11 protein-coding genes are annotated in these 13,261 nt (G+C 56.2%); 6 read left to right on the top strand and 5 right to left on the bottom strand.

The features are described from left to right. Positions 1 to 33: 33 nt before the first annotated feature. The 5 genes from HY868_19465 to HY868_19445 are packed head-to-tail and all read left to right on the top strand — an operon-like array spanning position 34 to position 7,020. Positions 34 to 1,314 carry a DUF2029 domain-containing protein gene (locus HY868_19465; protein ID MBI5304321.1) on the top strand — a complete coding sequence of 427 codons (1,281 nt, stop codon included), beginning with the start codon at positions 34 to 36 and terminating at the stop codon, positions 1,312 to 1,314. Next, positions 1,305 to 2,954 carry a hypothetical protein gene (locus HY868_19460; GenBank protein MBI5304320.1) on the top strand — a complete coding sequence of 550 codons (1,650 nt, stop codon included), beginning with the start codon at positions 1,305 to 1,307 and terminating at the stop codon, positions 2,952 to 2,954. Before HY868_19465 ends, HY868_19460 begins: the two co-directional genes overlap by 10 nt. Further along, positions 2,954 to 4,531, top strand: a complete 1,578-nt coding sequence (locus tag HY868_19455; GenBank protein ID MBI5304319.1) for a glycosyltransferase family 39 protein — start codon at positions 2,954 to 2,956, stop codon at positions 4,529 to 4,531. The genes HY868_19460 and HY868_19455 overlap by 1 nt, the downstream gene beginning before the upstream one ends. A gap of 43 nt (positions 4,532 to 4,574) precedes the next feature. After that, entirely contained in the window at positions 4,575 to 5,573 is a 999-nt protein-coding gene (locus tag HY868_19450) for a cache domain-containing protein (protein ID MBI5304318.1), read from the top strand. Between the two features lie 4 nt (positions 5,574 to 5,577). After that, positions 5,578 to 7,020, top strand: coding sequence for a hypothetical protein (locus tag HY868_19445; protein ID MBI5304317.1), 1,443 nt, complete (start codon positions 5,578 to 5,580; stop codon positions 7,018 to 7,020). A 76-nt stretch (positions 7,021 to 7,096) separates the two neighbouring features. On the opposite strand, the gene HY868_19440 is transcribed toward HY868_19445, so the two are convergent. Then, the gene (locus HY868_19440) at positions 7,097 to 8,026 is read right to left on the bottom strand and encodes a methionyl-tRNA formyltransferase (GenBank protein ID MBI5304316.1); all 930 of its coding nucleotides are present in this window, start codon (positions 8,024 to 8,026) and stop codon (positions 7,097 to 7,099) included. A 341-nt stretch (positions 8,027 to 8,367) separates the two neighbouring features. On the opposite strand from HY868_19440, the gene HY868_19435 reads away from it, so the two are divergent. Further along, positions 8,368 to 8,733 (top strand): hypothetical protein, encoded by a 366-nt coding sequence (locus tag HY868_19435; GenBank protein MBI5304315.1) that lies wholly within the window; start codon positions 8,368 to 8,370, stop codon positions 8,731 to 8,733. A gap of 29 nt (positions 8,734 to 8,762) precedes the next feature. Here HY868_19435 and HY868_19430 read toward each other — a convergent pair whose 3' ends face one another. The 4 genes from HY868_19430 to HY868_19415 form a co-directional block, all read right to left on the bottom strand. Continuing rightward, positions 8,763 to 9,629, bottom strand: a complete 867-nt coding sequence (locus HY868_19430; GenBank protein MBI5304314.1) for a DegV family protein — start codon at positions 9,627 to 9,629, stop codon at positions 8,763 to 8,765. 63 nt (positions 9,630 to 9,692) lie between these two features. Next, on the bottom strand, positions 9,693 to 11,039 hold the full coding sequence (locus tag HY868_19425; GenBank protein MBI5304313.1) for an MFS transporter: 1,347 nt from the start codon (positions 11,037 to 11,039) through the stop codon (positions 9,693 to 9,695). Between the two features lie 213 nt (positions 11,040 to 11,252). Then, positions 11,253 to 11,840 carry an isoprenylcysteine carboxylmethyltransferase family protein gene (locus tag HY868_19420; protein MBI5304312.1) on the bottom strand — a complete coding sequence of 196 codons (588 nt, stop codon included), beginning with the start codon at positions 11,838 to 11,840 and terminating at the stop codon, positions 11,253 to 11,255. Between the two features lie 66 nt (positions 11,841 to 11,906). Beyond that, positions 11,907 to 13,055: an ABC transporter ATP-binding protein gene (locus HY868_19415; GenBank protein ID MBI5304311.1), complete on the bottom strand. Its 1,149-nt coding sequence runs from the start codon at positions 13,053 to 13,055 to the stop codon at positions 11,907 to 11,909. Between the last annotated feature and the right edge of the window lie 206 nt (positions 13,056 to 13,261).

Genomic DNA, 13,261 nt, shown 5'->3' with positions numbered 1-13,261 from the left:
TATGCAATATGCGTTGTAGAGGCGGAGGGGATGATGAAGAGTATTGCCAATCACAAGTCAAAATCACTGCGCGAGATAGTTCCACCCAAGCGCCTACTCAACTGGAGCCTCTGGGTGATTATTCTCCTTGTGCTCTTTCCGTTCTATCTCCGCATGGCACTTGTGGATCCTGTAGATTACTCGCGCGGTGGATTGGGCGGCGCTGATTTCAAGGCGTATTATATCGCGGCGCGTTTGCTGGTAGGCAAGGAGGATATTTACTCGACGGCATTGCATGAACGTGAGATGCAAGCATTGGGGTTGCCAATAGATGGCACGTTGTACGTTTATCCGTCTCTACTCGCGGTTGTACTGATGCCGCTGAGCAGACTTTCGATTGAAGATGCTGCACGTGTATGGAATTCGCTTAACCTTGTGTTTTTGGTATCGAGTCTGGTGTTGGTAACCCGTGCTCTTGATCTGCGCCGGTTGCTGGGACTCTACTATCCGTGGCTCATTATCCTATTTGCTCTGGCTGCCCCGACCATCATTTCGCTCCGTGTTGGTCAGATGAACATTGGGGTCTTGTTTCTCCTGGCTGCGGCTTTTGTAGCGGGTCAACAACGCCGTAGTGCAATTGCGGGTAGCGCGCTGTCGCTTGCCATACTTTTGAAAGTTTTCCCGTTGGGATTGTTGGCATGGTATTTCTGGAAAAGACAATACTGGGTTGTCGGTTGGGCGGTGGGCACGAGTGTCATCGTTCTCAGTGCTAACGGTCTGTTTCTTGGCTTGACGGGACGAGAATGGATCATGGATGTGCGTTACGCGACCCAGGTTTTCCGTAGCATCACTATCTTTACGAATGTGGATAACCAGTCGCTATATGGTTTTCTGAGTCGTTTTGAATTACCTGCGGCATGGTTGAATGGATTGACACTGTCAATCGGATCAATCCTGGGGCTTGTTACGGGGCTCTGCATCGCGCGCGTTCGCCATTTGAATGAATTCGCAGTTGAATGGGCGGCTGTACTTCTTACGCTGCTATTGGTAACGACAATTACATGGTGGAGCACACTTGTCTTATTATTCCTGCCTTTTGTGATCCTTCTTAGAGAAGTAATTCTCGCGTTTTCATTCAGATTCGTCATCGGGATGGTGTTCAGTTACATTCTGATAAATGCTGTGCGTGTACTTTATATCCTCCATGTCGAAGCTTTGTATTCACCATGGCTGGTTGCTATGCCGTTTTACGGTGTGCTTCTCCTCTGGATGGTTTCTCTCTGGCGGATCGCGCGTTTGCGCCAAACCAGTGGATGCAGGGAGGTATGTACTTGAGATTATTGCGCGAGTGGGCAGTGGGCGAGAAAAGCGGCGTGATGATCCCGCGTCGCAAATGGTTGCTCGCGGTGCTTGTTTCATTGACGGCGACTGTACTCGTACAATTTCCGTACGCGCTTGGTTACGCGCTTGCGCCTCGAGACGCGGTATTCACCGGCATTCTGATGAATCCTGAAGACGCACAGAGTTACTTTGCCAAAATGTTGCAGGGGTACGACGGAAACTGGCTCTACTCGATTCCGTTCACTACTGAAGAACACGTGCCCGCGTTTCTCGGCGGATTCTATCTCGGACTGGGGCATCTCGCGCGCGTGCTTGGTCTATCGCTTGAAACGATGTGGCACGCGGCGCGTGTGGTGTGCGATGTGCTCTTGTTTCTCGCGACGTTCGGGTTCATCGCGAGGTTTTTACATGATTCGCGTACACGCTGGACGGCGTATCTGCTCGCGCTCTTTGGTTCGGGCTTGGCTTGGGTCTTGTTCCTACTCAATCAACCGTACTGGCTCGGTGCGTTCCCGGTGGATTTCAAAATGCCGGAGGCGCATCTCTTTTTCACCGCGCTCACGTTTCCACACGTCGCGTTGGGCACGACGTTGATTCTTGCAAGTTTGAGCGCGATGCACTGCGCGTTTGTGTGCTCAAGTCCGAGGAACACGTTCGTTGCCGGCGCGGCGAATCTCGCGCTGGCGATAGTTTATCCGTTTTTGATCTATCTCGTCGTCGCGGTCACCGGACTGTATTGGCTGATGCTCGTCGTGCGTGCGCGGCAAATTCTGTGGCGGCAAGCGTTGTTCGCCGCGGTGTCCCTGCTTGTGCCGATGCCATTGTTGGTGTACTATGCAGTCACACTCGCGACAAATCCAGTGATGCGCGCCTGGGACGCGCATGCGATAACGCTCTCGCCGCCCCTGCCGCACTATCTCGTCGCGTACGGCGTGATGATCGCATTGGCTCTGCTCACCTTGCCGCGTCGCGCCGAATTTGGATTGTCGTGGGTGTGGATTATCGCGGCAGGATTGTTGGTGTACGCGCCGCTAAATCCGCAACGGCGTTTTGTGCAAGGGTTGCACATTCCGCTCGCGATGCTTGCGGCGGTCGGGTTCGTTGAGGTAGTCTTGCCGCGTGTTGCGCGCACGCGCGCGTTTCATTGGCTCGCCGCGCGACCAAACTATTCGGTCGCCGGGTTGGAACGTTTGCTCATCGTGCTGTTCTTGCTCGTGATCAGTCTGTCGAACCTCTATGTGTTGGCGAGTGCATCACTCACTGCCGCGGTTGAACGACCATATCCGCTCTTTCGTCCACGGGCTGAGTTGGACGCGGTCGTATGGTTGCGGGCGAATACCGCGCGTGACCAAGTCGTGCTGGGTTCGTACGAGGTGGGCAATTATATAGCCGCGCGCGCGGGCAATCGTGTAGTTATTGGACATTGGGCGGAGACGGTGGACTGGCAAAAGAAATTTGACGAGACGGAGAAATTTTTCGGCACGGCGGATGATGCGTGGCGACGCGATTTTTTGGCGCGCTATCGTGTCGAATACGTGTGGGTTGACGCCGTAAATCAATTCGATGCCAGCCCCGTGAATTTTCTGGAACGTGTCTACGCCAACACCCAAGTTTCTATTTTCCGGGTGCGCTGATGAAACAAACTCGACCTTACATCGTTCTCTTTTTGATTGCACTCGCGTTCCGCGTTGCCACTGCGTTACCGCTTGAGCAAGCCGGGTATATGGACGCGTCGTACACACTTCACATCGCGGAACAACTCGCGCGCGGGCGCGGCTTTGCCGAAGAGATCATTTGGAATTATCTCGATCAACCTGCCGGCTTGCCCCATCCGAGCAATGCGTACTGGATGCCCTTGCCCGCGTTACTCATTGCGCCGCTGTTCATGCTCTTTGGTGTCTCGTATCGCATCGCGCAAATTCCGTTCATGCTCTTGTCGTCGCTCTTGCCCTTGTTCGCGTTCTACCTTAGCCGGAAAATCTTTTCGCGGGACGACTATGCTTGGTCTGCCGCGCTCTTTACCTTGTTCAGCGGATTCTATACGATCTACTGGGTTAGCCCGGATAATTTCACCGTCTACGCAGTAACCGCAAGCGCGTGTCTCTTTTTCATCGCACGTGGCATCGAACAGATGAACGCGCGCGATTGGGTGATCGCCGGGATTCTTGCCGGGCTGAGCCATCTCGCGCGCGCCGATGGGGTTTTGCTCCTCGCCATCGCGCCGCTTGCGCTTGTTCTACATAAACCCACGCGCACTATTCGTTCTGTTCTACTGTTTACTGTTTACTGTTCACTTGCCTACTTGCTCGTCATGTTCCCCTGGTTCGCCCGGAACCTGACCGTACTTGGCGCACCGCTCCCCAGTGCCGGTGCAAAAACGGTTTGGCTGACAAACTATGATGAACTGTTTCGCTACGCGGACGATCTCATGCCGGCGCGCTATGTCGCGTGGGGACTGGGTAACATTCTCGGCTCGAAAGTGAACGCGGCGTTGCAGAATTTTTTCATTTTCCTATTCTCCAGTCCGATTCTGTTCCTCGCACCGTTGATGGTGATCGGAGGTTGGCGCGCGCGTCACCGCGTCGAAGTGATTCCGTTTGCGTTGCACACGCTGGTACTGTTCCTCGTAATGACGTTCGTGTTTACCTTTCCGAGTTGGCGCGGTACCGTGTTTCATTCAGGCGCGGCGCTCGTGCCTTTCTTTGCGGTGCTCGCACCGCCGGGCATTGACGCGGCGGTGCAGTGGATTACGCGTCGTCGCCGCGCGTGGAATGCGACACAAGCCGCGTTGGTTTTCCGGTGGGGTTTTGTCGCGATTGCCGCGCTGTTCAGTGTCTATCTGTACGCGGGCGCGCTAGTTGGCGGTACTGGTAACATTCCGGCGTGGAATCAACGCGATGCCGAGTACGCCTCCATCGGGCGGTGGCTCGATCAACACGCGCGCGCGGATGACGTGGTGATGGTCGTGGACCCGCCAAATTTTTTCAACGTCACGCATCGCCGCGCGATTGTTACGCCGACGGATAATGTGGATGCGATTTTTGTCGCGGCGAAACGGTACGGTGCGCGGTATCTTGTCCTGCAATTCGATCACCCATCGTCGTTGCGCGATCTCTATCGCGGCAAAACGACCATCCCTGGCTTGTCGCCCATCGCCGAGTTTCGCGACGGGATGAGCCGCACGACCAAGTTGTTCGAGATCATACCCTGATGGTTGCTAGTGCGAATGACACGTTAACGAATCGGTGCGCCAAATGAAACTAGACCCGCGCCTGCTTGGGCTAGGGATTACGTTGCTGTTCGGCAGCATCATCCTCAACGCCGCGATCTTTCAACTGTACGCCGATAATCGCGCGCGCGCTATCGTGACCGCAGATCGCGAGTTGATGACGCGCGCGGCATTCATCGCGGACGCGGTGGATCGTACCTTGCAGGCGCGGATGATCGAAACCTTTACCTTTGCCGCGTTGCCCTCGTTGCGCGCGTTCGCCGCGTCCGATACGGTGGGTCGTTTGACGCGCGGTCCGGTCGCGCGCGAAGAATTGCGCGCCATCGTCGCGGCGGACGACCACATTCGCGCGGCGAGTATCGTGGATGTGAACGGTCGCGTCGCGATGACGACGGATGATTCGATGCTGGCAGATTGGGGTGAGCGCGCGTTCGTTCGCGAGCCGATGCGCGGACAGTTGTTCGCGTCCGTGCCCGCGCGCGATTTCGGCGAGATTTCGACGTACTATGGCGCGCCGATCCTCAACAACGCGGGCGACGTTGCCGGCGCGCTCGTGTTGCGAATCTCGGCGGAAGAATTGGGTTCGACGCTGGGAACGTTTACGGATGTCTTGCTGGTTGATGACGACGGGGTCCGTGTGGTAGATCACACGACCAAACCGCAAACGTTCGTCGTGCTTGCGCCGATGACGGCAGACGCGATGACCCGCGCGTTGGCGCAAAGAAAGTACGGCGCGGAGGTTACCCAGATTCGCGCGACGAATCTGGCGCTGTTGCGCGATGAAATCAGTCGCGGACGGTCAACCCCAATCGTCTACGCTGAGGCGGACGGCAAGACGATCCACGCGGGGACGCGTCGTCTACGCACAAACTCATGGACGGTCGTTGTTTTGCAAAGCGAAAGTGCGATGGTGGAATCAGCGCGCGACACGCTCGCGGCGATGATTATTGTCGCGGCATTGAGCATTCTCACCGCGTTGCCGCTCGGATTTCTAGTCGGTCGCGCGTTGCGTCCGGCGGGATGACGCGATGAACCGGCGCGATGTCGTCTTCGTCGTTCTCGCATTTACCAGCGCGGCAATGTATCTCGCGTTCGCTGCGTGGCGCGGCGTATCCGGTTTTCCGCTCGACGACGCGTGGATTCATCAGGTCTATGCGCGCAATCTCGGTACGCGCGGCGAGTTTGCGTTTTTCCCCGGACAACCGAGCGCGGGTTCTACCTCACCTCTGTGGACGATTCTCCTCTCACTCGGATACGCGTTACGCATGGACGCGCGCGTGTGGACGTACCTGCTTGGCGCGCTGTTGCTGGGTGCCTCGGCGTTTTGGATGGCGCGTCTCGCTCGCCGGATTTTTCCTGATTCACTGTTCACCGTTCACTGTTCACTGTTCACTCTCTTCGAGTGGCACCTGGTGTGGAGCGCGGTCAGCGGGATGGAAATTCTGCTGTTCGTTTTTCTCGCGCTTTGGTTGGTCGAACGCGCGCTTGCCAACGCGCATCCATTTTTTCTCGGTGTGCTCGCGGGGGCGCTCACCCTGACGCGTCCCGAAGGGATCGTTTTTGCCGCGCTCATCGCCGTCATTTCGCAATTCGCAATTTGCAATTCGCAATTTGCAACACGCCTCACGTTTTTCGCAATCGGTCTCGCGCTATTCCTCGCGCCGTACTTGATTTTCAACGTGGCAATCACCGGAACGATTCTGCCCAACACGTTTTACGCCAAGAATGTCGAGTACGCCGAATTATTCGCGCAAACGCCGTTCATTATTTTGTGGAGCAAGTTGCTGATTACACCCTGGGTTGGCGCGCAGATTTTGCTGTTACCTGGCGTGGTGTTTGTGATCGCGCGATTCGTACGCGAACGACGGTGGCAGACGCTCGCACCGGTCGCATGGATCGTACTTCTGCCGACGCTGTACGCGATGCGTTTGCCGGTGGACTATCAGCACGGACGGTACGAAATGCCGGTGATTCCGTTCATCGTGGTGTACGGTATTGCGGGGACGGCGATGCTGTTTGAGAAAATTCGTCTGCGCGTGTTGAATCGCGCGTGGGGAATTTCGATTGCCGTGACACTGGGTGTGTTTTGGCTGATGGGTGCGGGGGCATACACAACAGATGTTGCGGTGATCGAGTGCGAGATGATGCGGAGTGCGCGCTGGGTCGCGGACAATGCGCCGCGCGATGCGCGCATTGCCGCGCATGACATTGGCGCGCTGGGGTATGTCTACGACCGACCGTTCATTGATCTCGCCGGTCTCGTCTCGCCGGAGGTGATTCCGTTTTTGCGCGATGAAAATCGTTTGCGCGATTTCATGTTCTCACGCAATACGCAGTACGCCATATTTTTTCCCGACTGGTATCCGATGCTTGCACACGACTCGCGTTTCGTTCCCGCGTATCAAACGAACTGTGCGCTCACGCGCGAGATGGGCGGGGCGAATATGACTGTCTACAAAATAGTGCGATAGTGCAATAGTTTGATGGTTCGTTGGGTTATTGAGCGATTCGTCGGCAAACCAACGGTGCAACGATTCAACGACTCATCTATCCAACCACCGAACCAATAAAGGTTCTCTGTCCTCGCACGAATTCCTCGATTTCCATCGCGCGTTTGCCGGCTAGTTGAATCTCGTCCAGAATGAGGATGCCATTCCCGGCTGCTATTGCGATTCCTTCCTTGAGTTTCATCACGCGCCCAGGTTCGCTGTTCGTTCGCGATTCAATGGCGTGCGCGCGCAGAATTTTCAACTGCACGCCATTCCAAAACGTGAACGCCGAGGGCCAAGGATTGAACGCGCGGACGCGCCGCGCGATCTCGATTGCCGGATGCGTCCAATCAATCCGCCCTTCCTCTTTCTTGATCGTCTTGAACATCGTCGCGCGTGATTCGTCCTGGGGGCGCGGTGTGATGTCGCCGGCGAGGATGCGCGGCAGAGTCTCGATCATCAACTCGGCGGCGAGGCGCGCGAGTTTCGGCGTGAGCGTGCCGGTCGTGTCATCATCCGCAATCGGGATCGCGCGTTGCGCGAGAATCGCGCCGGTGTCCAGTCCCGCGTCCATCTGCATCAATGTAATCCCAGTTTCCGTATCGCCGGCGAGAATCGCGGCGGCAATCGGCGCAGCGCCGCGATGACGCGGCAAGAGTGAGGCGTGCGTGTTGATGCATCCGCGCGGCGCAATTGCGAGTACGTCCGGCGGAAGAATCAATCCGTACGCCGCGACGATGATCACATCCGGCGCAAGTTCGCGCAGCGGCGCGCTGAATTCCGGCTTGCGAAGTGTGGGCGGTTGGAAAATCGCGAGTCCGCGTTCCTGCGCGAGTTGTTTGATCGGCGACGAGTGCCATTGCTTGCCGCGCCCAGCCGGTTGATCGGGACGCGTGAACACGCCGACGACCGCGTGCGCGGTGCGCGTGAGCGCGTCGAGCACGGGAACGGCGAAATCGGGTGTGCCCATAAAAACGATGCGTGCCATTTTGTCTCCAAGGTTGTCATTTCGAGGAGCGCTTTTCGCGACGAGAAATCTCGCCCTTGTCCGAGGTGAGGGATTTCTCGCTGCGCTCGAAATGACAAATAAAACGACCTGGCGCTAGTCGTGGGTGTGAAATAATGCTTGGTGAAAACGGAATTCTGACTTATAATCGAAAACAAATCGCGCGTGGAGGAAAAATGGATCAACGAAACAGATCGAGCGTCGTAGGTGGATTGATTATGATTTTACTTGGTGTGTGGTTTCTCGCGGTTCAATTCGTGCCAGGGTTGAACGAGTGGTTCAACGCGCGCTATAGTTAGCCCCTCATCATCGTCGCGTTTGACGTGCTGTGGCTTTTGCTCGCGGTCGTCAATCGTAAACCGGAATTTGCGATGCCCGCCGCGATTTTTAGCGGTATCGGCGGATTGCTCTACTGGCAGAATGCGACGAATCAGTGGGCGAGCTGGGCGTACGCGTGGACGCTGATTCCTGGGTTTGCTGGTGTCGGCGCGCTGCTGATGGGTTTGCTGGGCAAAGAGCCGATGCGTAATTTTCGCGCTGGCGCGTGGCTCGTCTTTATCAGTCTCGTGATGTTCGCGATCTTTGGTGCGTTCCTCGGCGGAATGAATTTCTTCGGACCGTACTGGCCCCTCTTGCTGGTTGCACTCGGCGTGATCTTGCTCGCGCGCAATCTGTGGGGCGCGCGGTAATTCTGTAGAGACGCCCCGCCGGGGCGTCTCTACGTGTAAACCGGATAATAACACACGCCGGCGGTGCCTGGTCCGGTGTGCACTCCCAACGCGGGCGAGAGTTGCGTCACGAGCGACTCGACGCACGTAAAACGATCCTCGACCAAGTGCTTGATTTTAAGCGCCTCTTCCTCTGCCGCCGCGTGCATGTACGCGATTTTGATTTGCGCGTTTTTGCCGACGGCTTGCTCGATCAAATCCACCATCGCTTCGTACGCTTTGGCGCGGCTACGCGCCGAGCCGAGCGCGACGATCACTCCGTTTTCCATGCCGATCAATGGCTTGATGTTGAGCAAGGTGCCGACGAGATGCTTGGCTTTGCCAATCCGTCCGCCCATGTAAAGATATTTGAGCGTGTCGGCAGTTTGAATCATTTGCGTGATCGGGATCAGCGCGCGTACAATGGCGACAATCTCAGGCAACGATTTGCCAGCCAGCGCGGCACGCGCGGCTTGGATGACCATCCATCCCTGACACATCGAAACGTTCAACGTGTCAATTACCTCGACGCGTAATTTCGGCGCGGCTTCGGCGATCATCGTTCGCGCGACCAGGGCGGCTTGATACGCGCCGCTCCCTTTCGAAGTCATGTGAATGCTGACGATCTCTCGCGCGCCTTGATCGGCGAGCGATTGGTACATTTCGAAATAATCGCCCGGACCTGGACTCGCGGTTTTGGGAAGTTCCAGCGCGGTGGGTAGCCATTGATAAAACGAATCGCCTTGTGCGGTGACAAGGTCGCGCAGTACTTCTTTGCCGCGATGGATATAGTACGGCACCCAGTGAATACCCAGGTCGTGGATGAGTGGTTCCGGAATACTCGCGGCGCTATCCGTCACGATGGCAACGGTGTCCATGTCCAAACCTCCGGCAAGAACGGACCAGGCATAGTTTAGCATCAAGCCAGGCAAGATGCAATATCACGTTTTGACCGGTGCGCGTCCGCCGAGCGCGAACAACGCAAAGCCAAATAAACGCAACGCCGCGCTCACGAGCAGCGCGCCACCCAGACCGATCTGGTCGGCGAGCAAGGTTCCGACGAGCGGCGCGGCAATCGTGGACATGTGTTGTAAACTTTGCGCGATGGAGACGAACGTCGCGCTGTACTTGGCGGGAAAGGTCTTGAGCAATTCGTCGAAGAACACCAGGTCGAGACCGGCTTGAAAAATGCCGGAGATGCCGGCGAAAACCACGATGAGATGCACATCGCGCGTGAACGCGGTGAGCGTGGGATAGAGCGTCAACCCGAGCGTCGTCCACAACAATACATAGCGTCCGCCGCGCATTTTCGATTGGCGCGTCCACCACCAATAACCGATCAGCATCACCCCAGCATTGACCGTGCTGATGATGCCGATCCACGCGTCACTGGCTTGCACCTCGCGCACAAAATAGAGTGGAAAGATCGGCGCGGCGAGCGCAGTGCCGGAGAAGAACACAAATCGCTTGAGCATGAACGATCCGAACGCGGGTTGACTGCGGATGAGCGAAACAAATCCGGCGAGGCGTTCGCGCGCCGATTGCCCGGCGATGCGCGGCGGCGGTTCTTGATCGGGCAATTCGATCCGACTCGAAAAATAATAGCTGACCAAGCCGCCGAGCGACAAACCGACAAACACGAGTTGGTAGTTGTACGGGAATTGAATGCGATCCAGGATTTGCCCGGCGACGGCAATCGTCACTGCCGTGGTGATGCCAATCGTAGACCAACGCCGGCTCATCAGTTCGTAGCGTCCCTTGGGTCCGGCGACGGCATTCATCACGACGGAGAACGCAACGTTGACGACGATCTGCGGCAATGTGACGAGCGCCCAGATGACGAGCGTCGCGGTGACGAGTTGGTCGTTCGGCAGAAAAAACGGGAGGATGCCGGTCATCGCGTACGCCGAGATCACCATGAGGCGCGCGCGACTGAACCAGGGCACGACTTGGCGACGCGTTTGCAAAAAGCGTCCGATCAAAATGGCGATGAACAAGCCGGTAATCGAAGGCATCGCGGTGAGCAAGCCGACTTGCAAGTTCGTCGCATCCAGTCGCGCGAGAAAGACCGGCAAGTACGGTCCCGCGGCGCTGGCAAAGCCGATGCCCGCGCCGTCAATGATCACGCGCTTGAAATTTTCGCGTTGCGTAGGCGTTAGCCCTTCGGGGGTCCACGACCAATTCTGAAAATTCATATTCTCATCACGTCGTCGTCTGGCGAATAAAATCCAGCCCGATGCGGTCGGGCTGGTGCGCGCCGTTGCTTGCGCGTTTCTCCGATGGGTCACAACCAATCTTCTACTTGATCAGAAAAATCAGGATGCTTAATGTATCACACTGCGCGTTGTCACGCAAATAGTGTATCTTCCCAGCATCGCGTCTCTTGCATAAAAGACAGAATATTTTATCCGCGAATTACGCGAATCTTTACGAAGCAAAATAAAAATTTGCGAGGATTCGCGCGCTTCGCAGCTGAAAAAATTTATTGGCGCGGATCATCTTCAGAATAATAACGGAATGAACATCTTGGTTCGCTGGATATAGGTTTGGTACGCCGCGCCAAAGTAGCGCATGTTCTCGGTCTCTTCCGCTTTCGCCGTCGCGGTCAAGCACATCGTCGCCGCGAGCGCGAGGAATGCGCCGAGCGCGGAGGGCGCTTTGAAGAACGCGCCCCAGTTGAGCCACAGCAGAGAACTGTAAAGTGGATGTCGAATGTATTTGTACACACCCACCGTGACGAGCTGGGTCGTTTTCTCAAAAGCCAACATCGGCGTATCGTCGCGCGCGGCGTTCGGCTTGCCGGCGCTCCGCAAAAGCTGGACGCCGAGGACGAGCGGAATCACCGACGCGCACAACAACAACCACGAAATGAGTTGATGCCATGCGAGCGGCTCGCAGAACCAACATTCGATATTGAGCAAGACCAAACCGAGGATGAATTCCCACGCGAAGAAACGATAAAAACCGTGCGAGCGCGGCTGGCGCAACGACGCGCGCGAAATGTACGCGATGATTGCCGAAGCAATGAGGAAGACAAATAGTTGAAGCATAAGCGGATGTATTATCTCCTTGCCGTGGGATTCGATCATCCATCGGGCATTTACAAAAATGCGTTTGTCGCGTCAGCCCGCTCAATAGAATGATTCTTCCCAGGTCTATTGTGCGGTGAGTCGGACGATCAAGTTGATGACGGCGGGAATGATGGCAATCGCAACCGGCGACAAGACGGACGACAAGAAATGAATCAGGTTATCCGTGTTAAAGGGCCATGCCGGAAAGCGCATGACGAGTTTGTGCACGCGTTGCAATTGTTCGATCTTGTCCAGTCGTTGTTTCAACTCTTCGGCGTTTGTGTCGAGTGCAGCGTGGAGTGCGGCGAGATCGGATTCGAATTGATTTGCGATGCGCGAGACCAAAGCGTGCTTGGCGCGATCCATCGCCGCATGGGCGATGCTGATCGGCGCAAAGAACACGAGCGGCGATAGGATCAAGTACGCGCCCAGCATCATTACAAGTGGAGGATTCAAGATCACGGTGCCCAGTTGCCCGGTCGCCAAATAGGATTGTGTGAGCACCGTCACGGCGGACGCGATGCCATAGATGCTGACGAGATAACCAATCTTGACGCTGAAATTTCCGAGCGGCGCGAGTCCCCCTGCGCCATCTTTGTGGAGCGGTTTGATATTGACGGGAAATTCTTGGAACAGGCGATTGAACCAGAGAATCACAATGACCGAGCGCAGAACGAGCAGGCAGACGAGAAACGCGAGCACGAACCAAAAGAATTGAATGTACCAAAATGCAAACGTATTGAGCACCGCCCAGTACTTGAACGTTCTGTACACGGGCACCATGAATGCCACAAAGACAAACGCGCCGACGAGACTGAGGAGCGCCCAGACGCCGCGCGAATAATTTTGGTCAAAGCGGCGCATGAAATCGGCGTAGCCGTTCTCCGCGGATTCGTCGCCGCTGGGCAGAGTGATGACGCGATTCGCGATCAGTTTACGGAGGACGGCGCGGATGCCATCGGGCGCCCACAGAAAATAGAAAATGGTCGCGGGCAGTGAAGTGAGTTGCAATGCCCACCAACCATAATCGTTTAGCAAGCCGCCGGTCCCGTTGCGATCCATCAAGAGGTCGTTGGTGAAAGCAATTAGGATGATGGGGAGGTTGATCGCGAGAATAGACCCTAGCATTCCCACCAATGGATTGAGCCGTAAGCGGCGCTTGAGAATGTAGGTCAAGGGGTCGCCGCTGGTGAAATAATTCTTGGACAAATAGAGTGATTGCGCCGCGTTCATTTCTTCACCCCCGTTAAACAAAAAGGCATCTGCTTGAATTACAATCAAGGCAGATGCCCGTCGTCAGGCAAGGAAGAAAGGTTGTGCAAATTCTACAGCGTAACAAACCTGGCGTCAAGCGCGCGCGGCTCAAGGGAAGCATTTCAATTTGGGGCAACTTAACCCGCTGCGCGGGTTTCTTGCCCAATCGCGGTCGGCTTCCAGCC

The sequence above is a fragment of the Chloroflexota bacterium genome, from assembly GCA_016219275.1.
In the GTDB taxonomy this organism is placed as follows: domain Bacteria; phylum Chloroflexota; class Anaerolineae; order UBA4142; family UBA4142; genus JACRBM01.
Note: the sequence above shows the minus strand (reverse complement) of the source record. Positions and strands in the feature narration are given on the sequence as shown.